Source organism: Sphingomonas sp. NPDC079357 (assembly GCF_044901155.1).
Lineage (GTDB): Bacteria > Pseudomonadota > Alphaproteobacteria > Sphingomonadales > Sphingomonadaceae > Sphingomonas.
In genome coordinates, this window is the sequence record NZ_JBJDOM010000001.1 from 417,379 (window position 1) to 439,420 (window position 22,042).

Genomic DNA, 22,042 nt, shown 5'->3' on the forward strand with positions numbered 1-22,042 from the left:
GTTCCATAAAGGTTCGCAATCCGTTCACTAGGAAGGCGCCCGGACATGCTGACGCGCAAGCAGCACGAGCTGATCTGCTTCATCGAGGACCGCCTCGCCGACACGGGCGTCTCGCCCTCGTTCGAGGAGATGAAGGACGCGCTGGAGCTGAAGAGCAAGTCGGGAGTCCACCGCCTCATCAGCGCGCTCGAGGAGCGCGGCTATCTGCGCCGCCTCCCTAACCGCGCCCGCGCGCTCGAGGTCATCAAGGCGCCCGAGCGTGGCCCGGAGGCGAAGCGCCCCGCGCCGCCCTCGGTCAAGCGCACCATGCCCGAACCCGCCAACGACGTGGTCGAGATCCCGCTCCACGGCCGGATCGCCGCCGGTGTGCCGATCGAGGCGTTCGAGGGGTCAACGATGCTCCCGGTGCCCGCGGCGCTGCTCGGGGCGGGCGAGCATTTTGCGCTCGAGGTGGCGGGCGACTCGATGGTCGAGGCCGGCATCTTTGACGGCGACTATGCGCTGATCCGCCGTCAGGAAGTCGCGCGCGACGGCGAGATCGTGGTGGCGCTGATCGAGGACAGCGAGGCGACGCTCAAATACTTCCGTCACGAAGGCGCGATGATCCGTCTAGACCCCGCCAATCGCGCCTACGACCCGCAACGCTACGCCCCCGCGCAGGTCCGCGTACAGGGCAAGCTCGCCGGCCTGCTCCGCCGCTACTCGTAAAGCGCGCCACTGCCACCCAAATGTCGCCCCGGACTTGATCCGGGGCCCCGCTCCTTCGTGCTCCTGAATTAGCGCGCATAGGCGCAACCTTCGCAAACATCGAAGTGCCCGCGCGTCCTTCGCGCCGCCCTTACCTGCCACCCCGGCGAACGCCAGGGCCAAGTTGGGCGAATATTTGCAATGATATACGACGGCCCGCCAACTGCACCCTGGCCCGCTCAACGATCACACTGCCATCCGCCAGCGCTCGGTGCCGCAAGCGACCATCGTTTCTGGTCCGACCGCTCAACAGGCAACATCGACAACCACCCTGCCAACATCGGCAACGCTTTTGCCGCTTGCCGTGCTTCATGCTCACCACCGACGAGCCACGGATGCGCATCCCCCACCGCCCGCACCGTCGCGACCCGCCCGGTCGCAAACGTCACTCGCACCCCGCCGGTTCTCACCAGCGTCGCCCGGTCGAGCGTCAACCACCTGCCCCGACAGCCACGCGGCAGCCGCCGCTCGCTGACCACCACATCCGCGCGTCGACACAGTGGTATCAGCGCGTTAGCCGGCAACAGATACTGGCTGCGCGTCGCCAGCACCCGCCAGACGCGCCCTTTCACGTGTCGAACCATCCAGCACAGATCGCGATTGCACCGCGCCGCTCGCGCCCCGCTCAGCAACTCTGGTTCGCCGTCCAGTCCACCTGCCTCGGCGAGCAGATCGCGAACATAATCCCCTGTACGATCACGCAAAATCGCCACACCGCCATCGTCGCCGCGCAGCGCCAGATGCCGCCCGTCGCCGGTGACGATCAGGTCCGGCACCGGCGTGGCAATCGTCCACGCCGCCCCGATGACGACGGGCACCAGCCCGGCATAGCGCCACCGCGTCCGCCAAAGTGCCAGCCATAGCCCGCCCCCCAGCATCGCCGCGAACGCCGCCTGCGGCATCACCGGCAACGCCGTCACCGCCCCCGGCGCCGCCGCCACGGTCCGCGCAATCCACAGCAACAGCGTCAGCGCCTGCCTGGCGACCCACCACCCCGGCGCGCCCGCTCCGACCGTATCGAGCAGCAGCGCCAGCGCCTCCGCCGGCATCGCCACGAAGGTGGTAAGCGGGATCGCGACGATATTGGCGAGCGCGCCATAAAGTCCCGCCTGATGAAAGTGATAGACCGCGATCGGCATCAGCGTCAGCTCGACGAGCAGCCCGGTCAGCAGCAGCGAGGCCAGCCCCCGCATCACCGCACGCCACCTTGGCTCCTCGTGTCCGCCGAACCACGAACGGACGCGCGGATGCTCGTGGAAGGCGATGATCGCCGTCACCGCCGCGAAGGACAGCTGGAAGCTCGGCCCCACCACCGACTCGGGCCAGCACAACAGGACCACCACCGCCCCCGCCGCGACCAGCCGCAGCGTCAGCGCCTCACGCCCCAGCACCAGCGCCACCAGCACCATCAGCGCGGCGACACAGCTACGAATCGTCGGCACCTGCGATCCCGTCAGCCAGGTATAACCGATCGCCGCGACCGCTCCCGCCGCCGCGGCGACCAGCGGAAGCCGCCCGGTCAGTGCCAGCCGCGGCGACAGCGCGAGCAGCCGCAGCGTCAGCCACATCACCAGCCCGACTGCCGCCGTGATGTGCAAACCGCTGACCGATAACAGATGTGCGAGACCGGCGTTGCGCATCGCCTCAGCATCGCGCTCGTCGATCGCACCGGTGTCCCCGGTCGCCAGTGCCGCCGCGATCCCGCCCGCACTGCCCGTCAGCCGCGCCTCGATATGGCGCGTCAACGCCGCCCGGATATCCGTAGCCTCCGCAGCGGCCGGGGTGACAATCGTGACCGGCGTGAGGGCACGGCCGGTCGCGCCAAGCCCGGCGAACCACGCGACCCGCGCGAAGTCATAGGCGCCCGGCACAGCGGGCGGAGCGGGCGGCATCAGGCGCGCCCGCACCCGAATCATCGCGTTGCGTACGAGCCCGCTCGGTGCCGTCCGCGTATCAAAATTAACCCGCACCCGCGCCGGCGGGTACCCGGACCCGTCCCATTCCGACAGGGCAAGCGTGACCCGCGTCAGCTTTCGTGCCGGCAACGGCTCGACCTGCTCAATCCGTCCGGTGACCCATGCGATCGTCGGGCGCGCCAGCACCGGTGCCGCGACCCGCTCTGCGCGCGCCCAGGTCAGCGCGAGCCCGCCTGCCACGGCAAACGAAAGCGCCGCCGCAAGCACGGGCGTCCGGCCGCCGCGCGCCATCGCCAGCGCGCCGGAGGCGACCGCCAGCGCCAGCAGCAGCATCGCCGCCCAGCTCCGCGGATCGGGGAGCACAAACCACGCCGCCGACCCGGCGCCGAGTGCCACGGGCACCCACAGCACGAGCTGGTCACGCTCCGCCTCCAGCCGCCGCTCCAGCGCGTCCTGAATCAAAGTGATGCCATGCGCGGCGCGTGTTTGAAGCGCCGACGATGCTTTGCTAGAGGCGGGCGCGGCTGAAGTGGCCATCTGATTATCCAGCCTGGGAGCAAGCGCGCTTGAGCGCAACCGACAAAACCGCCAGCGCGGACGGCCGCGCCGTCGTCACCCGCTTCGCCCCGTCGCCGACGGGGTTCCTTCACATCGGCGGCGCGCGCACCGCGCTGTTCAACCTGCTGTATGCCCGCCATCACGGCGGCACCTTCCGCCTGCGGATCGAGGATACCGACCGCGCGCGCTCGACGCAGCCCGCGATCGACGCGATCCTGTCGGGAATGCGCTGGCTCGGGCTCGATTGGGACGGCGAGGAGGTCTATCAATTCGAGCGTGCCGATCGCCACGCCGCGGTCGCGCAGACGATGGTCGAGCACGGCCACGCCTATCGCTGCTATCTGACGCAGGAGGAGCTGGACGCGATGCGTGCGGCGGCACAGGCGGCCAAGCAGCCGCTGCGCATCCGCTCGCCGTGGCGCGACCGCACCGACCATCCCGCGGACAAGCCGTATGTCGTCCGACTGCGCGCGCCGACCGAGGGCTCGGTAACGATCGAGGATCGTGTCCAGGGCAGCGTCACCGTCCAGAATGCCGAACTCGACGATCTCGTCCTGCTCCGCTCGGACGGCACGCCGACCTATATGCTCGCGGTGGTGGTCGACGATCACGACATGGGCGTGACGCACGTCATCAGGGGTGACGATCACCTCAACAACGCCTTTCGCCAATTGCCGATCTATCGTGCGATGGATGCGATCGAGGGCGGGTGGCGAGATCCGGTCTATGCGCACATCCCGCTGATCCACGGCAGCGACGGCGCGAAGCTGTCGAAGCGCCACGGCGCAGTCGGAATCGAGGCGTATCGCGACGAGCTGGGCATCCTGCCCGAGGCGCTTGACAATTACCTGCTCCGGCTCGGCTGGGGGCACGGCGATGCCGAGATCATTTCGCGCGAACAGGCGATCGAATGGTTCGATCTCGCTGGCGTCGGCAAGTCGCCGAGCCGCTTCGACCTGAAGAAGCTCGAGAACCTCAACGGCCATTACATCCGCGCCGCCGACGATGTGCGGCTGGCCGATCTGGTGGCGGAGCGACTCGACATCGATCACGACGATACCCGGCGTTCGATCCTTCGCTCGGCGATGCCGTCGCTCAAGCCGCGCGCGGCGAATCTCAACGAGCTGACCGAGGCAACGGCCTTCCTCTTCGCGTCACGCCCGCTCGCGGTCGAGGAAGCCGCACAACCATTGCTCGGCGGAGAGGCGCCCGCCCTGCTCTCGCGGCTGCACACAGCGCTTGACGCGGTGCACAACTGGGATACGGAGACGACCGAAGCGGTGGTGCGTTCGGTGGCCGAAGACGCGGGCGTCAAGCTCGGTCAGGTCGCCCAGCCTCTCCGCGTCGCGCTGACCGGCCGCAAGACCTCGCCGGGCATCTTCGACGTACTCGTCCTTCTAGGACGCGCGGAAAGCCTGGCCCGCATCGCGGACCACATGACCCCGACCGGGGCCTGACAGGAGAAGATCATGACCGAAGCCGCCAAGTTCACGCTGTCGGGCCAGGAGCTCGACTATCCGGTCCTTTCGGGCTCCGTCGGCCCGGACGTCGTCGACATCCGCAAGCTGTACGGCCAGACCGGCGCGTTCACCTACGATCCGGGCTTCACCTCGACCGCGTCGTGCCAGTCGAAGCTGACCTATATCGACGGTGACGAGGGCGTCCTGCTCCACCGCGGCTATCCGATCGGCGAACTGGCCGAACAGTCGAGCTTCATGGAAGTCTGCTACCTGCTCCTGAACGGCGAACTGCCCGACCAGGGCGAGCTGGACTCGTTCTCGCGCACGATCACCCGCCACACGATGGTCCATGAGCAGCTCGCGCAATTCTTCCGCGGCTTCCGTCGCGATGCGCATCCGATGGCGATCATGTGCGGCGTCGTCGGCGCGCTGTCCGCCTTCTACCACGATTCGACCGACATCCACGATCCGCAGCAGCGCATGATCGCGTCGCACCGGCTGATCGCCAAGATGCCGACGATCGCGGCGATGGCGTACAAGTACAGCGTCGGGCAGCCGTTCCTGTATCCGGACAATTCGCTGTCCTACACCGGCAACTTCCTGCGCATGACCTTCGGCGTGCCGGCCGAGCCGTACGTGGTGAACCCGGCGGTCGAGAAGGCGATGGACCGGATCTTCATCCTCCACGCCGATCACGAGCAGAACGCCTCGACCTCCACCGTCCGTCTGGCCGGTTCGTCGGGTGCCAATCCGTTCGCGTGCATCGCGGCCGGCATCGCCTGCCTGTGGGGCCCGGCGCATGGCGGCGCGAACGAGGCGGCGCTCAACATGCTGCATGAAATCGGCACGCCCGAGCGCATCCCCGAGTTCATCGCGCGCGCCAAGGACAAGAACGATCCGTTCCGCCTGATGGGCTTCGGCCACCGCGTCTACAAGAACTACGATCCGCGCGCGACCGTCATGCAGAAGACGGTCCGCGAGGTGTTCGAGGCGCTCAACGTGCAGGATCCGCTGTTCGAGACCGCGCTACGGCTGGAAGAGATCGCGCTCAACGATCCGTATTTCGTCGAGAAGAAGCTGTTCCCGAACGTCGACTTCTATTCGGGCGTTATCCTCTCGGCGATCGGCTTCCCGACCAGCATGTTCACCGTGCTGTTCGCGCTCGCCCGCACCGTCGGCTGGGTGGCGCAGTGGAACGAGATGATCACCGATCCCGACCAGAAGATCGGCCGTCCGCGTCAGCTGTACACCGGCCCGACGCAGCGCAGCTACGTGCCGGTCGGGCGGCGCTAAGCCCGCATGTCCCGGCTCCGCCCTGTCCTGACCGCCGTCGGCGTGATGTGCGCGCTGACGGGGGCGCTATGGATCGCGCAGGGGCTGGGCTATGTGAACTGGCCGCGCTCCAGCTTCATGCTGGGGCGCGGCATCTGGGCCGATTACGGCAGCGGCCTAGCGATCTTCGGCTTGCTGCTGATCCTGCTCGCCCGGCGACTGCGCTGAGGCGGCGGGCAGCGCGAGCGTGAAGCATGCGCCCTGCCCCGGCTCGCTTTCGACCATCAGCGTCCCGTCCATCGCCTGCGCCAGCCGGCGCGCGATATAGAGGCCAAGCCCGCTGCCTCCAGGCGCGCTATCGTCGCCGCGCACGAATTTTTCAAAAATGCGTGCCTGCTCGTGGACCGCGATCCCGCGCCCCTGATCGCAGATCGTCAGTCGTACCTGCCCGTCGCGATGCCGGGCGCGGAGCCGCACGACGCCCCCGGTCGGAGAATAATCCACAGCATTGCCGAGCAAATTGACGACGATCTGCAACGTGCGCCGATAATCACCGATCGCGGTGACCAGAGTATCCCCGGCCAGCGGCGCGATCGTCACGTCGCGCTCGGCTGCACGCGCCGCGAGCAGCCCCGCGGCTTCGCGCGCCACCGCCGCCAGATTGACAGGCTCACGCGCTACCGCTGGATCGCCGCGCTCGATCGCCTCCATGTCGACCAGATCATCGACCAGCCCGAGCAGATGCCGTCCGGCGCTGGCGATATCGGCGGCGTAGTCACGGTAATGCGCGTCGAGCCCGCCCTCGTTCGCGCAACGAATATCCTCCGCCTGTGCAATGATCGCATCCAGCGGGGCGCGAAGCAGGCGATGCAGGCGGGCATTGAACGCCCCGGTCAGCCCATCGCGCACCCCGGCGGCAGCCCCGATATAGACACCGCCCACGAAGCCCGCAAACCCGCCCGCGGCATCGGGGCGTACCCGGCCCGCCAATGCGACCCGTACGCCGCTGCCACGCACCACCGCCGCCTGTCCGGCGAAATCACGCACATTCGACATGGCCTCCAGCAACGGCATCGATCCGTCACCATGCGCCTCCAGCATGAACAGCGCGGTCAGCGACTTGCCCAGGATCGCGACGGGATCGAGACCGTGACGCGCGATCGCCGCCGCGTCGACCCGTAGCACGCGCAACCCCGCATCGACTTCCCACGACCATGCCGCGTCGGCAGGCGGCTCGGCCATCACGATCGCGCCAGAGGATATCGTCGCGCCCGGCCGCTCGTGCAGCAGGGTGCCGGCCAGCGCGATGACGCCGTCCGGGTCGGGAACGGCGCGGACATGCCAGTCGCCATCGTTATCGTCGTCACCGATCGTCAGCGTGCGCGCCACCGGAACGCGCAACCCCCGTGCGATCCGTATCAACGCGGCTACGGCAGCCAGCGCCAGACCGGCGCCCACGCGCCCCCCGGCACGGTCGTTCAGTTCAAGAAACCGGGCGTCACCGCTAAGGACACGGTCCTCGGCATCCAGCAGGGCATGAAACGACCCGCGTGTCACGCCCCGGCACGCTCCAGCGGCGCGCGCCGTGCCAGGGCGCGAACTGCCGCGCGAAAGTCTTCCGGCAGCCGCAGCGTCGACATCGCCCTCGCTGCGGCTACCGGATCAAGCGCGCCGAGCGGGTCCAGAACTTCGATCAGCATCGTCAGGTCGCGCTCACGATCCGCCTCGGACAGCAGGAAGCCGACACGCGCAATCGTGTCGCGGTCCAGCCCCGCCGCACGAAGCGCCAACCAGAGCCGATCACTGTGCGAATCGAGGACGAGCGACAGCGCCGCTTCGGCGTCGACGCCGGCGCCATCGGCCAGAAACGCTGCGAACAGCGGCGTACGTGCACTCTCCAGCGCACGGATCATCAACGTCCCACGATCAGCGGTCGTGGGTGCCAGTGCCCGCACGAGCCGCGACGCTGCGCCGATTACCTGCCCATCGTTCGCACGGGCGATCCGATGCTGCGCCGCTTCGCTCAGCGCGATATCCGCCTCCGCGCCACCGATCTCGCCGAGTCGCTCGCGCAGCGCGGCGGCGATCCACCAGATGATCTGCGCCTGAAGCGTTGGCGGCAGCACTGCATGACGCTCCTCCCCCGCGCCGCGTCGCATGCCGTCGACGAGCAGAAAGTTGCTGGCGGCCGCCCGTTGCGCGGCATCACCGTTTTCGATCAGCGCTGTCACCACCGTCGGGCCCGCGTCGGGCGCGCGGAGCGCGGCAAGCGACTCGTCGAGCAAATCGACCCGCGCCTGCGCGATCAGCGCCCCGATCAGACCGGCGTCGCGCATCAAGCCCGCTTCAAGCAGGCGCGGCCAGGCGAGCGCGCGATTGGAACCAAGCAGCGCCGCCGCTTCCCGCCGTCCGAGCGCCATCAATGCGCGTGCGGTATCGCCCGACACTTGCTGTTCGATGGCGCCGATCGATGCCTCGGCCAGCCGCAACGTCGCCGCGCGGATCCGATCGTCCAGCCGCCCGGGTCGGGAGAGGAAAATGTCCTCGATCCCGACGGCCAGCCGCTGCTCGGCGGCACGCTCGGCGTCGGCGACATGGATCGACAGCCGCGCCAAATCGCCCGTGATGCTGGCATGAGGAAAGGTGGCCGACATGCCCCTTCCTACCGCATGTTCGTTAAAGCGCGGCTAAGCCTGGCGAAGCCGCTCCACCGCGGCGATCAGCGTCGCCACGGCATAGCCAGCGAGCACGGCGATCCCGATCGTCGGATAACCCAGCAGCGCAAACAGCGTCAGGAGCGCGAGATACGCCGGCGCGACACCCCACCACGGCCGACGCCCTCCAGCACTCGCGGCGCGCTCTCCTACACCCCCGGCAACCAGCGCGAGCAAGGCAAGCAAGCGTGCGCTAGTGGTGGCCGCCTCGCGGTCCACGACCTGCGCCAGCAGCAATACTGCCAGCGCAGGGGCGACGAGGATCGCCACCCGGTTCGCACGCAACAGTCCCGGTTCATCACGAAACAACGCCAGCGCGCCCGCCAATTCTGCGGCCAGCACACTGACCAGCACCAGCGCCAGTCCAATGCCTGTCAAACCCGCCCCGACCGTGATCAGGCCGGCAAGAACCGCCGCTGCCGCCCCGGCGCTGCACGCCTCGGTACCAATCCCGTGCCGCGCGATCCACGGAATCGCCATGCGCGCGAGCGGCCGCAGCACCAACCGTTCAAACCAGCTCGGCCGCACCGCCATCGACGCCGACAGCACCGCACGTCCACGCTCTTCCAGCGCCACCGCACGCCGCTCGATACCGTGCCCCATCGCCATATTGTCGAGCCGCAAGGTGACGTGCCGCGCGCCGGCCTGTTCGGCGGCATGGAGCAGGGTGGATTGCAGGTCATAATCCTCGGGCAGCCGCGCCGCATCGGCGACCCGGCCGGCATCGATCCGCGCCACGCCTGCCCAGGCGGCGCCGCCGCCTACCCGCTCGAACGTCGTGCCGGCCTGCGTCCCCGGCACTACCAGCAGCGCGTCACCCGCCTCGCCCGCCATGCGGCTGACGACATCCTCCGTCGTGACCAGCCCGTCGGCGATCATCACGACCCGCGCGAGTGGGTGAAGTTTGGCCAACGCATCCGCCGCACTGCGCACGGTATCCACCGCCACGCCGCGCCGCCCGATGCGCGCCAGCGCACCGATCAATTCGGGGGTCAGCCGCGAAACGACAACGACGATCTGCGCCGCGTCACACGCCACCAACAGCCGCGCCTGATATTCGATCAGCGTCGCCGCGGCGAACGGCAGCGTCGCCGCGAGCATTCCGGAGCGATCCTCCGCCTCGTGGGTCGCGAATAACAGGCCAGCCAGCATGCCATGGCTGTTAGGGGGGTGACGAACCGCTGGCAACAATCCCCGACCCGACCGTCGCTTGCGCCGAACCGAGCAGGCACGCGCACCTGAATCGGGTTTCCGCGGACGGTAAACGTGTTACACCCGCGTGATGAACGGGGGGCCGTCTTCCATTTTTGACATTCGACCGGCTGGCGCCGAGACGCCGGCAGAACAACTCGTCCCGACGCCGTATGCGGAGCCGCAACAGTACGTGACCGATCTCGTCTTTTCCGATGATGAGGCCGCCGCCAGGCCGCTGCGTCGTCGCGCGGTGCTGGGATGGATGGCCGTCGTGCTAGCCGCCGTCTGGGTGGGGGCGCTTGCCTGGATCGCGCGCGATGCGTTCGCGACGATGTCGCCACTGGAGCTTGCCCAATTCGGTGCCGCCGCGGCGACCGTGCCGGCACTCGCCGGCATCCTCTGGCTACTGACCCTGCGCACCAGTGACGCAGAGGCACGCCGTTTCGGCGCCACGGCGCGCGCCATGCGGACCGAGTCACTTGCACTCGAAAGCGCCGTCGCCGCGCTTGGCGACGAAATCGAAGAACGCCGCACCACGCTTGCCGAGCAGGTGCGGCTGCTGACCGCCCTAGGCGAGGCGGCGACTGCCCGGTTGACGACGATCGGCGACAATCTGTCGGCGGAGATCGCGCGCGCCGATGCGCACGCGCGCGCGTTGGCGAACGCGACGGGTCATGCCGCCGAACAGCTCAACACGCTGCTTGATGCCTTGCCGCACGCCACCGATGAGACGCGCGCACTGGCCGCGACCATCGATCAGGCCGGGCTTGTCGCTTATGAACACAGCGCCGCGCTCGACGCGCAGGTTGCCGCACTCGCCGCACGGGGTCGCGAGGCCGAAAGTGTCGCCGGCGGCGCGGCCGAGAAACTCGCGGCATACATGCAGCGGATGGAGGCGACCAGCGCCACCGCCGGGCTCCGGCTCGAAGGCGTCACCTCCGATGCAGCGGTCGCGGTCGATGCATTGCTCGAACGCACCGCTGTCGCCATCGATGAATCGCGCAAGGGGATCGTCGCGCAAGGCGAAGCGATGTTGGCGATGGTTACCGCCAGCCAGCAGGCGCTCGATCATGCCGCGCGGGGGAGCGCCGAGGCGCTAAGTGAGCGTATCGCGCTGGTCGAGGTCGTGATCGAGCGGATTGCGGCGCGGCTGGACGCCCAGCGCGGCGCGGGCGAAATGCTCTTCAGCACGCTTGACGAAGCCATCGATCAGGCCGGCGCGCGTTTCGACACGCTACATGCCGACGGCACCGAGCGCAGCCGACAGCTCGCCGCGACAATCAGTGCATTGCAGGCGACCACCGAGGCGCTGATCGCGGCGATGGAAAGCGGCAACGGCACCGCGGAACGCACGATCGCCACCACCGAGCATCTGCTCGTTGCGCTCGATGCTGCGGCACGCGAGATGGACGAGACGATGCCGGACGCGATCGCGCGGCTCGAAACGCGCGTCGGTTCAACCAAGCAGGTGATCGTCGCTGCCAAACCGGAACTGCTGGCACTCGTCACCGCGGCCGAGAGCACGCATGATGCCATCGAAGCCGTCGCGCAGGTCGTCGCCGAACAACGCGAAACCGTCGAGACATTGACGTCGCGGCTCAGCGAAGGTCTGGAACGCGGCCGGGCGCAGGCTGGCCTCATCGGTGACGCCGTCCAGGACGCGACCCGCCGCGCCGACGATCTTGCTCAGGAGGCCGCGCCACGCCTGCTCGAAGCGTTGCTGCGCGTTCGCGAGACCGCCGCCGCCGCCGCCGACCATGCACGCGAAGCACTGGCGAGGGTCATTCCCGAGGCTGCCGATGCGCTGGAGAGCGCTGGCGTCAAGGCACTGGAGCGGGCGGTCGAAAGCGGCGTGCAGCAGCAGGTCGAGCAGGTCGCGCGCATCTCCGAAACAGCGGTGGTCGCAGCGAGCCGCGCGGGTGAGCGGCTCCAGACGCAGCTCGACGGGATCGAGGCAACGATCGCGTTGATCGACCGCCGGCTTGAGGAAGCCCGCACTGCCACCGAGGAGAATGAGCGCGACACCTTCGCACGGCGCGCCTCGCTGCTGATCGAATCGCTCAACTCGGCGTCGATCGACCTCACGCGCACCTTCGCGCCGGAAATTTCGGACAGCGCGTGGGCCGCGTATCTCAAGGGGGATCGTGGCGTCTTCACCCGGCGCGCGGTACGGTTGCTCGATGGCTCGGAGCAGCGCGATGTCGCGCGGTTGTACGACGAGGACGGCAATTTCCGCGAACAGGTCAACCGCTACATCCACGATTTCGAGGCGATGCTGCGCACGATCCTCGCGCAGCCGGACGCCTCGCCGCTGGGCGTGACGTTGCTGTCCTCCGATATGGGCAAATTGTACGTCGCGCTGGCGCAGGCAATCGAACGCCTGCGCTGAGCGCCTCTTGAACTAGGTTTCCGCTAGAGACCTTCCGCAGTGAGCAGATAGTCGCGCATCTGCAGCGCTCCCGACGCGGTCATCCGCAGCCGGATACGCCGGCGATCATTCGGATCAGGATCGCGGACGATCCAGTCGCGATCGACGAGCATCGCTATCTGGCGCAACGCCGTGGTCAGTGGCGCGCCCGATGCCACCGCCGCGCTAGTGGTATAAGTATCGCGACCGGCGAGATCCTGCGCGAACAGGTCGAGCAACAAGTCGAAAGCCGGCTCGCCAAGCATTTCATCGTCGAAAAATTGACCACGCAGCCGCCGCTTGGCGAGGATCCGCTCGGCCGCCTTGCGCAGCATCCGCTTCTCGTCGTCTGCCGGCGGTCCGTCGATCAATTCGACCGTCGCCATCATCCGTCGCGTGGTCCCGGCATGAAAAAGGCTGATATGATTGGTGACCCAAAAAAATCGTCCGTCCGCACCGATGTAGCGCTTGGTGATCGAGAAAGGCGCGCCGCCAGCGATCAGGGCCTCGGCGCGCTCGCGATTGATCTCGCGGTCATCGGGGTGGGTCAGTTCCAGAACATCGCGCCCGACCAACGCGTTGCGCGCATAGCCAAGTGCCGTCCCATAATCCTCGTCTGCATCGACGATGCGCAAATGCTCGTCGGTCAGACAACTCATCAGTCTTCGTGCCCCGACCCGATCAACGGCCCGCTCCATGTCCCCGATGTCCCTGTGCTGTGCTGTGCTGGCATCGTGGCTGACCGCCAGATGCATTTCGCAGAGACATCACAAGAAAATCATGGCGACGCAACATGGTTATGGTCGCATACAGGCCGGGGTTGACGTGGCGTTAAAGCCGGCGATCGCCCGGATAGGCGAAGAGGAGGTCGGCGTCTTCGGAGGCGTGAAGCGACTCCTCACCGGTCACCATCACGCATTCTCCCGCTTTCCAGGCAACACCCGCGATAACCCCCTCGCCACGGATCGGCACCAGCCAGCCGGACTTGCCGCTCGGCAACGCGATCGTGCGCTTGCCACCGGTCCAGCGCTCCAGAACGAATTTAGGCCCTTCGACGAGAATGTTACGTCCAGGCTCCACCTCGCCGGGCTGCGGCGGCGCGACATAGGGATTGAGGTCGGCAACCGCCACGCCATCGTCCAGATGCAGTTCGCGCGGCCGCCCGTAATCGAACAAACGGTACGTCGTATCGGAGTTCTGCTGTACCTCGATCAAGGTGAGCCCGGCACCGATCGCGTGGATCAAGCCGGAATGGGAATAATAGAAGTCGCCCGCTTTCACCGGCTTCCAGTCGAGCTTGTGCTCCAGGCTGCCATCTTCGGCCGACGTCCGCAATTCCTCACGCGTCATTGGTGCCAGCGGACCGACGGCAATTGTCGAATCGGGTTCGGCGGCGAGGATCGTCCAGCATTCATCCTTGCCACGCGGAAGGCCGCGCTTTTGCGCTTCTTCGTCGGACGGATGGTCCTGCACCGACAGCTTCTCGCTCGTGAATAGGTACTTGATGAGCAGCTCGGGCTCTTCCGGGTGCGGCGACTGGAACCAGATTTCGCCGATCGGCTCCGCATCCGGCGCCGGATCGGGAAAGCCGGGGTACAGATGGTGCCGCCCCCACGGCTTTTCGACGCGCTTGGTGGCGAGCAGGGTGGCGGGCATAAGCGTAATCCTTCCTTCCGGGTCGCTGACGGGCGCATCAACGCCTTCCCGCTAGCCACTGTTGCACGTGCGCGAAAGCCGTTGTTCGCGGGGGTTCCTCTAAGCTAAGAGCCAAGGCGATGCGTACCCTCACCTCTCGCCCGCTCCCCACCCGTTCGCTCGCGATCGGGGTCGTCGCTGCCCTGGCGGTCTCGCTTGCCGGTTGTTCGGGCGGTTCGCGCAAGCGCGCCGATCTGCCCTATGTCGCGCGCGACGTCGGCACGCTCTATTCCGCGGCCAAGCAGCGGCTTGATCAGGGTCGATACAAGGAAGCCGCCGCACTGTTCGATGAGGTGGAGCGCCAGCATCCGTATTCGGTATGGGCACGCCGCGCGCAGTTGATGGGGTCGTTCAGTTATTACCTGAGCGGCGATTATACGCAGGCGATCCAGGGCGCGCAGCGCTTCCTGTCGGTCCATCCCGGCAACCGCGATGCGCCTTATGCCTATTACCTCGTCGCGATGAGCTATTACGAACAGATCAGCGACGTCACCCGCGACCAGAAGATCACGCAGCAGGCGCAGGATTCGCTCGGTGAGCTGATGCGTCGTTACCCGACGTCGCGCTACGCCGCGGACGCGCGGCTGAAGCTGGATCTTGTCCGCGATCACCTCGCGGGCAAGGAGATGGAAATCGGGCGCTTTTACGAGCGCAGACGGCAGTGGCTCGCCGCGACGCTGCGCTTCCGCCGTGTTGTCGATCAGTATCAAACGACGACACACACGCCGGAGGCGCTGATGCGGCTGACCGAGGGCTATCTCGCGCTCGGCGTGCGCAACGAGGCGGAGAAGTCGGCTGCGGTGCTGGGCGCGAATTATCCAGGCACCGACTGGTACGGCCGCGCCTACAAGCTGATGAGGGAAAACCCGCCCGCGACGATCGCGCCGCTCGCGCCCGGCGAGCCGGTCGTCGCCGCCCCTGTACGGGCGGCGGTTCCAGGGGAGGCGACCGGCGCCGCGCCGAAGGCCGATGCGCCGCTCCCCGCCACGCCGGCGACGACCGGCGGCGACGCGCAGGCAGGTGTCCCCGCACCGGGCGTCGGTTCGCCGTCGCCCGCAACGAACCCGACCGGCGGCTGACCGCGTCGCGTCGGAACAAAAAGGGTAAACAACCGCAGTTTTTGCGGGTAAGGAGCGGCTGCCCATGCTGACCGCGCTTGCCATTCGTGACGTCGTGCTAATCGAGGCGCTGGAGCTGAACTTCGGCCCTGGCCTCGGGGTGCTGACCGGTGAGACCGGCGCGGGCAAGTCGATCCTGCTCGATGCGCTCGGGCTAGCGCTGGGACGGCGCGGCGAGAGCACGCTGGTGCGCGCGGGCGCGGCACAGGCCGTGGTTACCGCCACCTTCGATACGCCTCCCGCGGTCGCCGCCTTGCTGACCGACAACGGGCTGGAGATCGATCCCGGCGAACCGCTCATCATCCGTCGGCTGGTCAAGGCCGATGGCGGCAGCCGTGCGTTCGTCAACGATCAACCGGCCTCGGCGGCGCTGTTGCGCGAGATTGGACCGATGCTCGTCGAGATCCACGGCCAGCATGACGATCGTGGGCTGCTCGCCGCGGCCGGACACCGCGCGCTGCTCGACAGCTATGCCGGCCAAGGCGTGCGCGATGTCGCCAGTGCCTATGCGGCGTGGCGCGAGGCGCGAGGCGCCCTTGCAACCGCACGCGAGGGAATAGCGGCAGCGCAGGCCGATCGCGAGTGGCTGGAACATGCCGTCGCCGAACTGGAGACGCTCGCCGCCGAACCCGGCGAGGAGGAAGCATTGGCCGAGCGCCGTCGATCGATGCAGCGTGCCGAGAAAAGCGCCGGCGAGCTCGAGACGGTGACCGAGCATCTGGAGGGCAGTACCGGGGCGCTGAGCCATCTGCGGCAGGCGGCGCGCGTGCTCGAACGGATCGCCGAGGATCACCCCGCGCTTGGCGAAGCGCTCGCGGCGATCGACCGCGCCCTGATCGAGGGGGGCGTCGCCGAGGAGAAGCTGCGCGATGCCGCAGTGGCGCTGCTCTACGACCCGCGCCAGTTGGAACAGGACGAGGCGCGGCTGTTCGAGTTGCGCGCGATGGCGCGCAAGCACCGCGTTCAGCCCGATGCGTTAGCGGCGCTCGCCACCGACTTGCGGGACCGGCTCGTACGGCTGGATGCCGGCGAACAGGGCCTGGCGGATCTGGAGGAAGCGACGACGCGATCGCGCGCTGCCTATGATCGCGCTGCGGAACAGCTCACGGCGATCCGCACCGAGGCCGCCGCGCGGCTCGACGCGGCGGTGGCGGGCGAGCTGGCGCCGCTGAAGCTCGACGCGGCACGGTTCCGTACCGTGGTGGCGCCGCTGCCTGAAAGCGATTGGTCAGCGGCGGGACGCGACCGGGTGGAATTCGAAATCGCCACCAACCCCGGCGCGCCGTTCGGTCCGCTCGCCAAAATCGCGTCGGGCGGCGAATTGTCGCGCTTCATTCTGGCGCTGAAGGTCGCGCTTGCCGAACAGGGTGGCGCGGCGACGATGATCTTCGACGAGATTGACCGTGGCGTCGGCGGCGCGGTGGCGAGTGCGATCGGCGAACGGCTCGGGCGGCTGGCCGAGACGACGCAATTGCTGGTCGTCACGCACAGCCCGCAGGTCGCGGCGCGCGGCGCGGCGCACCTGCTGATCGCCAAGGCCAGCGACGGGACGGTGACTCGCACCGGCGTCCGCCCGCTCGACGCGGCGGGGCGCCGGGAGGAAATCGCGCGGATGCTGTCGGGTGCGACCGTCACCGCGGAAGCGCGCGCCCAGGCGGAGCGGTTGCTGGAGACGGTCTGATCCGCTGATACGCTCCCGAGCCGGATCGCGCACTCGCAAGAACCGGACAACCAACGAAACTGCAGGTCCGGATCTAAAACACGGGCCGACCAGAAGCAGCCTACATCTGCTCCCGAACAGTCAAGGCCCCTTCGTTGACCGACCGCCGGTCGCACAATCCCCAGGCTGCTCGAGCCGCAGCGCTGCACAACAGAAGAGCCGCAAGCGCTCGATTCGACGCTGACGCGCTGTCGAAACAGGTGCCAGGCCGTTGCCGGTTAGTGGGCAATGGAGCGACCAAGTCATTCGGTCGCCCTCATCGTCGGGGTGCTGCGCTTGCTGCTTCCTTCAGACCAACTCTTATTAGTCCCGCCGTCGCGTCTCGGCCGGCGCGGTATCGGCGTCTTCATCACGCCCGCTACGATCGCTGCGCGCGGTCATGCCGGTGGCAGAGGCGTCGTCCATCATCTGCGCGTCGGGCGCCGCGTCCTCGGGCGGCGGCAGAATGGCGGTGTCGTTGCTCGGCGTCGGCGTCGGCTCGACGAAGGGGGTCGGCTCCTCGGTCGGCGTCGGCTCGGGGGTCGGCTCGAGTTCCTGGACGGTCATGTTCATCTCGGGCGGCTCGGGCTCGGACTTGGAACAACCCGCCACGCCCAGGCCCAAAAGCGCAACCAACGTCAACCGATGCCGCCATACCGTCATTCGTGCTTCCTTCACTTCGCCGCCAGCGCCTGCGCGGCAGACCGTCGCTCGACCGTAGCAGCCAGCTTGCCGTCCCAGCCATAGGGATCTTCGCGGAACCCTACCTGCCCGTCGGCACCCGCAAATGCCGACCAGTAAAGCAGATAAACGCTGACGGGCTCGGCCATTTTGGCGCGGACCGTCTTGCCGGCGGCTACCGCCGCGTCGATCGCTTCCGGCTGCCACTCGGGAGTCGTCGCCATCAGCAATTTGGCGAGATCCTCAGGCTTCTCCAGTCGAACGCAGCCGTGACTGGCGAGCCGATCGAATTTCGAAAACCCCGAACGTGCCGGGGTATCGTGGAGGTAGACCGCGAAATCGTTTGGGAAGTCGAACTTGAACCGTCCCAGCGCACTTTGCTCGGACGCCTGCTGCAACCGTTTGCCCCCGTCTCCAGTGTCGATCACGCGGAAGCCGTTGCGCTTCAGATAGCCGGGGTTGGCCCGCTCCTTGGGCCACAACTCCTTGGTGGCGATCGAACTGGGCACGTTCCACGGCGGGTTAATGACGATGCTGCTGATCTTCGACACCAGCATCGGCGTTTCGTTGCCGGGTCGCCCCGTCACCGCCCGCATCGACATGATCGGCCGGTCGCCATCGAACGCGGTCAACACCGCCGCGGCGATATTCACCTGCACACGCCGCCGGTCGAGCGTCGGCGGCAGCCAGCGCCAGCGCTCCAGATTGGCCATGATCGACTGAACGCGTTGTTCGACCGGCACGTTGAGCGCCGCAAGCGTCTGCGCACCGACCTGTCCGGCGGGGTTGAGGCCATAGCGGCGCTGAGCGCGACGTACCGCCTCCAGCAATGCCGCATCGAAGCGATCGCCGGTGCCGGTCAGCTCCGGGTCCTCGATCGCCAGCCGCTCACGGAGCCGTGCGACCGCCGAACCGCTGCTGCCGTAGGTCGGCGCGGCGGTCAGCGTCGGCCATCCCCCCGCCGCCGCGATCTTGCGATAGCGCGCCAGTCCTTCGACGAGTGTGTCATATCCCTGATATGGCGGCGGAAGGGACCGGACCCAAGTCGTCAGGCGATCGCGCGCGACCGCATCGGTGAAGCCGGGCAGCGGATCGTAGGCGGCCGGGCGGATGCCCCAATCCTTCTGGAAATCGGACGGCATCAAACGCCCGCCATGCACCGCTCGCGCATGGTCGAGCGCGACGCGGATTAGTGAGGCATTGTCGAGCCGGTCGAGATCGGTGCGGGCGGTGCGGCTCAATCCCTGCGCCACTTCGTCCCTGGCGATCAGCCTGGCAAGCTCCTGCCGCTGTGCGTCGCTTAACGTCGGCAGCGGCAATTGCGGCTGGACGAGCGGGATCGGGGTCGGAGCGGCGGTTTCCGGCGTAACCGGAATCTGGGCTGCGGCGGGCGCCGCGACGGTGAGCGCGGCGAGCAACAGGCGACGGGGTACAATCGGGATCATGACAGCGGCTTATCACCTTTGATTCGCCGGGTTGAGATGCCGAATCACGCAATATGAATTGCGGACGATGCGGCGGGCGGCGTCATGCGCGTCTCAACGAGCGAGTGCGCGAAAGGACGCGTGTGTCGAACCTCGCGTTAACCAATCCTTATCCGCCCCCCGCTTAACCGGCGGATCAACGGTTTTTCAGTGGTATGACGGGGGGATAGCTGATGCGGAAGGCGTGTTTGTATCGATCGGCGGCGGTGTTCGCGATCATGGCGGCGCCCGCCGCGGCGCAGGATCTGCGCGGATCGGCGGCCAACCAGCCCAAGGACGCCACGCAGGCTGCTTCGCCGAATACCGCCGACATCGTCGTTACCGCGACCCGTCGCTCGGAACGGCTGTCGAATGTCCCGATCGCCGTATCGGCGTTCGGGCAGGCCGCGCTCCAGAACTCCGGCGCGACCGACATCCGCCAGATGACGCAGATCGCGCCGTCACTGCTGGTCAGTTCGACCGGCAGCGAAGCCAACGCTTCGGCGCGCATCCGTGGCGTGGGAACAGTCGGCGACAATCCCGGTCTCGAAAGCTCGGTCGCGGTGTTCATCGACGGCATCTATCGCAGCCGCACGGGATCGGGCCTCAATGATCTGGGGGAGGTTGAGCGGATCGAGGTGTTGCGCGGGCCGCAGGGAACGCTGTCGGGTCGCAACTCCTCGGCGGGCGCGATCAGCATCTACACCAAACTGCCTGAATTCAAGTTCGGCGGCATGGGTGAAATTAGCTACGGCAACTACAACGCGGTTCGCGCACAGGGCGCGCTGACTGGTCCGATCGTCAAGGACCTGCTCGCTTTCCGGATCGACGCGGTCGCAAGCCGGCGCGATGGCTTTCTGACCGATGTTGTCAACAAGACGGATTTCAACAACCGCGATCGTTACTTCGTGCGCAGCCAGCTGCTGTTCACGATCACGCCCGACCTCGCGATACGCTTCATCGGCGACTATACGCGGCGCGACGAGCAGTGCTGCGGCGCTGTCTATGTCGACACCCGCCAGAAAGTCGATCCGACACCGGGCGCCCCGGGCGACTACGCGATCAGCACCGCCAACCCGATCACCGGCATCCTGCGCAGCCTCGGCGCCGTACTGCCAAGCGACGGTGATCCCTACAATCGCCGCATCGCGCAGACCGCCGGCCGCGCCTACAGCAACCTGACCACCGACGGTGGCCTGTCGATGCGCGTCCGCTGGAACCTGGGCGCGACGCAGCTCACCTCGCTGACCGCATATCGCGATTACAAGTCGGGCGGTGCGGGCGACATGGATTATTCCAACGTCGACCTGATCTATCGCCCGGACGACGGCAACAATTACCGTCAGTTCAAGGTGTTCAGCCACGAGAGCCGCTTTTCGGGCACGATCCTCGACAACAAGCTCGACTGGTTGATCGGCGGCTATTACGCGCACGAAAATCTCGAGCTGGTCGATAATCTCCAGTTCGGCGCGCAATATGGTGCGTTCGCGGCATGCCGTGCGGTGCTGTCGATCAACCCGTCCGCGGCGCTGCGCAACGCCGGCAATCCAGGCTGCCTGAGCACCGCCGGCCGCGCTGCGCTGACGGCCGGGATCGGTCCGATCGCGGTGCAGGCCATTGATCGGCTAAGCACACTCAACAATCTGGGCAGCCTGCGCGACGTCTATCGCCAGACCAGCGAGAATTTCGCCTTCTTCACGCACAATATCTATCGTTTGACCGATCGGCTGAACCTTACGGTCGGATTGCGCTATACCAACGAGCACAAGACGCTGGCGGCCGGGTTCAACAACAACAACACCGTCTGCCCGGCGCAGCAAGGCGCGCTGCGGTCGCTGCTGACCGGGAACAACGCAACCTTGCGCTCCGTCGCGGGTGGGATCGTCACCTTGTCGTGCATCGGCAACTCGACCGCGGCGCTGACCAATGTCGCGTTGGGCGACCAAATCCGCGAAGGGCAGCTGACCGGCACCGGCGTGATTTCGTGGAAGCCGGTCACTTCGACGTTGATTTATGCGTCCTATGCGCGAGGCTACAAGGCGGGCGGGTATAATCTCGACCGTTCGGACCTGAGCGAAACGGTGCTGACGACTCCACCGGCATCAAGCGTCAGCAACCTGCGCTTCGACGCGGAGACAGTGAACGCCTATGAGCTGGGGCTGAAGTACAGCTCGCGTCAGTTCACCGCCAACGTCGCGGCGTTTCGGTCGGAGTTCACCAATTTCCAGCTGAACACCTTCAATGGCACCAATTATATCGTTCAGAACATCGGTGGTTGCGACAAGCCGCTGAACGGTGCGGACCGCGACAATTCGAACACGACCGGCGCCTGCATGGGCAAGGTCGGCAAGGGGCTGGTGACGCAGGGCGTCGAGCTGGAGGTCGGCATGTATCCGACCCCGGATGTGACGGTGAACCTCGGCTATACGCTGACCGACGCCAACTACGCGCACAATCTGGTCGGCAGCAAGGCGGGCGAGCCGCTGAGCCCGGCGCTGTTCCTGCTGCCCGGCGCGCAAATGTCGAATGCGCCGCGCCATACCGTCACCAGTTCGATCGGCTGGACTCCGGCGATCGGCGGCAATGGGATGCGCGCGCTGTTCTACGTCGATGGGCGCATGACGAGCGACTACAACACCGGGTCCGACCTGTTTGCCGAGAAGATGCAGGATGGCTTCTTTCTGATGAACGCCCGGGTCGGGCTGCGCGGCGATGAGCAGAGCTGGGCGGTCGAACTCTGGGCACAAAACCTGCTCGACACCAACTATCAGCAGGTTGCGTTCAGCGCACCGTTCCAGGGGGCGGGTTCGCAATCGCAGGTGCAGGCGTTCGGCAGCCCGAATTTCGCAGCGGCCAATTCGCTGTTCACCTCGTTCCTTGGCGAACCTCGGACCTATGGGCTGACCTTACGGACGCGCTTCTGATCAGGATGATACGTCAAGGTTGACGGTTGAGATCAATAGCCGAAGGTTCATGCTGCTCTGCCCCGCCGGCTGACACCCGGCGGCGGCAGGAGGCGTGTTAGTCCCGTGCCCTACGCGCCAGACCTGCGGTGGACACTAAACCCCGGTTCTTGCCCCTGTTCCCGGGATCCGTGGTCTCGCCAGCTTCAAGTGGA

The 22,042-nt window shown here is 67.1% G+C and carries 16 protein-coding genes; 8 read left to right on the forward strand and 8 right to left on the reverse strand.

The window, feature by feature from the left end:
• Positions 1-45 precede the first annotated feature (45 nt).
• A complete protein-coding gene (gene lexA, locus ACI2JO_RS01845) occupies positions 46-708 on the forward strand; it encodes a transcriptional repressor LexA (RefSeq protein WP_159757719.1) in 663 nt (220 codons plus the stop codon).
• A gap of 218 nt (positions 709-926) precedes the next feature.
• Here the strand turns inward: lexA and ACI2JO_RS01850 are convergent, their stop codons facing one another.
• Positions 927-3,200, reverse strand: a complete 2,274-nt coding sequence (locus tag ACI2JO_RS01850) for a ComEC/Rec2 family competence protein (RefSeq protein WP_404719051.1) — start codon at positions 3,198-3,200, stop codon at positions 927-929.
• Positions 3,201-3,229: 29 nt separating this feature from the next.
• Between ACI2JO_RS01850 and gltX the strand changes: the two genes are divergently transcribed.
• Genes gltX through ACI2JO_RS01865 form a run of 3 tightly spaced genes read left to right on the forward strand, consistent with a single transcriptional unit; the run spans position 3,230 to position 6,181 of the window.
• Positions 3,230-4,678, forward strand: coding sequence for a glutamate--tRNA ligase (gltX, locus tag ACI2JO_RS01855; RefSeq protein WP_404719052.1), 1,449 nt, complete (start codon positions 3,230-3,232; stop codon positions 4,676-4,678).
• A gap of 12 nt (positions 4,679-4,690) precedes the next feature.
• Positions 4,691-5,974, forward strand: a complete 1,284-nt coding sequence (gltA, locus tag ACI2JO_RS01860) for a citrate synthase (protein ID WP_404719053.1) — start codon at positions 4,691-4,693, stop codon at positions 5,972-5,974.
• A gap of 6 nt (positions 5,975-5,980) precedes the next feature.
• Complete coding sequence (locus ACI2JO_RS01865; protein ID WP_404719054.1) at positions 5,981-6,181, forward strand: hypothetical protein; 201 nt, start codon at positions 5,981-5,983, stop codon at positions 6,179-6,181.
• Here ACI2JO_RS01865 and ACI2JO_RS01870 read toward each other — a convergent pair.
• From ACI2JO_RS01870 to ACI2JO_RS01880, 3 genes are all read right to left on the reverse strand, one after another.
• Positions 6,131-7,411 carry a sensor histidine kinase gene (locus ACI2JO_RS01870; RefSeq protein WP_404719055.1) on the reverse strand — a complete coding sequence of 427 codons (1,281 nt, stop codon included), beginning with the start codon at positions 7,409-7,411 and terminating at the stop codon, positions 6,131-6,133. The genes ACI2JO_RS01865 and ACI2JO_RS01870 overlap by 51 nt on opposite strands.
• Before the next feature lie 95 nt (positions 7,412-7,506).
• Complete coding sequence (locus tag ACI2JO_RS01875) at positions 7,507-8,607, reverse strand: DUF2336 domain-containing protein (protein WP_404719056.1); 1,101 nt, start codon at positions 8,605-8,607, stop codon at positions 7,507-7,509.
• 33 nt (positions 8,608-8,640) lie between these two features.
• Positions 8,641-9,819 (reverse strand): hypothetical protein, encoded by a 1,179-nt coding sequence (locus tag ACI2JO_RS01880; RefSeq protein WP_404719057.1) that lies wholly within the window; start codon positions 9,817-9,819, stop codon positions 8,641-8,643.
• Positions 9,820-10,051: 232 nt separating this feature from the next.
• Between ACI2JO_RS01880 and ACI2JO_RS01885 the strand changes: the two genes are divergently transcribed.
• Entirely contained in the window at positions 10,052-12,250 is a 2,199-nt protein-coding gene (locus tag ACI2JO_RS01885; protein WP_404719058.1) for a hypothetical protein, read from the forward strand.
• 23 nt (positions 12,251-12,273) lie between these two features.
• On the opposite strand, the gene ACI2JO_RS01890 is transcribed toward ACI2JO_RS01885, so the two are convergent.
• Together ACI2JO_RS01890 and ACI2JO_RS01895 are read right to left on the reverse strand one after the other, a co-directional pair.
• Positions 12,274-12,927 (reverse strand): PAS domain S-box protein, encoded by a 654-nt coding sequence (locus tag ACI2JO_RS01890; RefSeq protein ID WP_404719059.1) that lies wholly within the window; start codon positions 12,925-12,927, stop codon positions 12,274-12,276.
• A gap of 172 nt (positions 12,928-13,099) precedes the next feature.
• Positions 13,100-13,924: a phosphoheptose isomerase gene (locus tag ACI2JO_RS01895; RefSeq protein ID WP_404719060.1), complete on the reverse strand. Its 825-nt coding sequence runs from the start codon at positions 13,922-13,924 to the stop codon at positions 13,100-13,102.
• Between the two features lie 119 nt (positions 13,925-14,043).
• Between ACI2JO_RS01895 and ACI2JO_RS01900 the strand changes: the two genes are divergently transcribed.
• Together ACI2JO_RS01900 and recN are read left to right on the forward strand one after the other, a co-directional pair.
• On the forward strand, positions 14,044-15,042 hold the full coding sequence (locus ACI2JO_RS01900; RefSeq protein WP_404719061.1) for an outer membrane protein assembly factor BamD: 999 nt from the start codon (positions 14,044-14,046) through the stop codon (positions 15,040-15,042).
• Positions 15,043-15,106: 64 nt separating this feature from the next.
• A complete protein-coding gene (gene recN / locus ACI2JO_RS01905; RefSeq protein WP_404719062.1) occupies positions 15,107-16,762 on the forward strand; it encodes a DNA repair protein RecN in 1,656 nt (551 codons plus the stop codon).
• A 342-nt stretch (positions 16,763-17,104) separates the two neighbouring features.
• Here recN and ACI2JO_RS01910 read toward each other — a convergent pair whose 3' ends face one another.
• The gene (locus ACI2JO_RS01910) at positions 17,105-17,443 is read right to left on the reverse strand and encodes a hypothetical protein (RefSeq protein ID WP_404719063.1); all 339 of its coding nucleotides are present in this window, start codon (positions 17,441-17,443) and stop codon (positions 17,105-17,107) included.
• 11 nt (positions 17,444-17,454) lie between these two features.
• Positions 17,455-18,906 carry a murein L,D-transpeptidase gene (locus ACI2JO_RS01915; RefSeq protein ID WP_404719064.1) on the reverse strand — a complete coding sequence of 484 codons (1,452 nt, stop codon included), beginning with the start codon at positions 18,904-18,906 and terminating at the stop codon, positions 17,455-17,457.
• A gap of 212 nt (positions 18,907-19,118) precedes the next feature.
• Between ACI2JO_RS01915 and ACI2JO_RS01920 the strand changes: the two genes are divergently transcribed.
• Complete coding sequence (locus tag ACI2JO_RS01920; RefSeq protein ID WP_404719065.1) at positions 19,119-21,848, forward strand: TonB-dependent receptor; 2,730 nt, start codon at positions 19,119-19,121, stop codon at positions 21,846-21,848.
• The last annotated feature ends 194 nt before the right edge of the window (positions 21,849-22,042 follow it).

Excerpts from the sequence above, each read along its gene's own strand:
- lexA (WP_159757719.1), top strand. The coding sequence starts at position 46 with ATGCTGACGCGCAAGCAGCACGAGCTGATCTGCTTCATCGAGGACCGC.
- ACI2JO_RS01850 (WP_404719051.1), bottom strand. The coding sequence starts at position 3,200 with ATGGCCACTTCAGCCGCGCCCGCCTCTAGCAAAGCATCGTCGGCGCTT.
- gltA (WP_404719053.1), top strand. The coding sequence starts at position 4,691 with ATGACCGAAGCCGCCAAGTTCACGCTGTCGGGCCAGGAGCTCGACTAT.
- ACI2JO_RS01865 (WP_404719054.1), top strand. The coding sequence starts at position 5,981 with ATGTCCCGGCTCCGCCCTGTCCTGACCGCCGTCGGCGTGATGTGCGCG.
- ACI2JO_RS01875 (WP_404719056.1), bottom strand. The coding sequence starts at position 8,607 with ATGTCGGCCACCTTTCCTCATGCCAGCATCACGGGCGATTTGGCGCGG.
- ACI2JO_RS01880 (WP_404719057.1), bottom strand. The coding sequence starts at position 9,819 with ATGCTGGCTGGCCTGTTATTCGCGACCCACGAGGCGGAGGATCGCTCC.
- ACI2JO_RS01890 (WP_404719059.1), bottom strand. The coding sequence starts at position 12,927 with ATGAGTTGTCTGACCGACGAGCATTTGCGCATCGTCGATGCAGACGAG.
- ACI2JO_RS01895 (WP_404719060.1), bottom strand. The coding sequence starts at position 13,924 with ATGCCCGCCACCCTGCTCGCCACCAAGCGCGTCGAAAAGCCGTGGGGG.
- ACI2JO_RS01900 (WP_404719061.1), top strand. The coding sequence starts at position 14,044 with ATGCGTACCCTCACCTCTCGCCCGCTCCCCACCCGTTCGCTCGCGATC.
- recN (WP_404719062.1), top strand. The coding sequence starts at position 15,107 with ATGCTGACCGCGCTTGCCATTCGTGACGTCGTGCTAATCGAGGCGCTG.
- ACI2JO_RS01910 (WP_404719063.1), bottom strand. The coding sequence starts at position 17,443 with ATGACGGTATGGCGGCATCGGTTGACGTTGGTTGCGCTTTTGGGCCTG.
- ACI2JO_RS01915 (WP_404719064.1), bottom strand. The coding sequence starts at position 18,906 with ATGATCCCGATTGTACCCCGTCGCCTGTTGCTCGCCGCGCTCACCGTC.
- ACI2JO_RS01920 (WP_404719065.1), top strand. The coding sequence starts at position 19,119 with ATGCGGAAGGCGTGTTTGTATCGATCGGCGGCGGTGTTCGCGATCATG.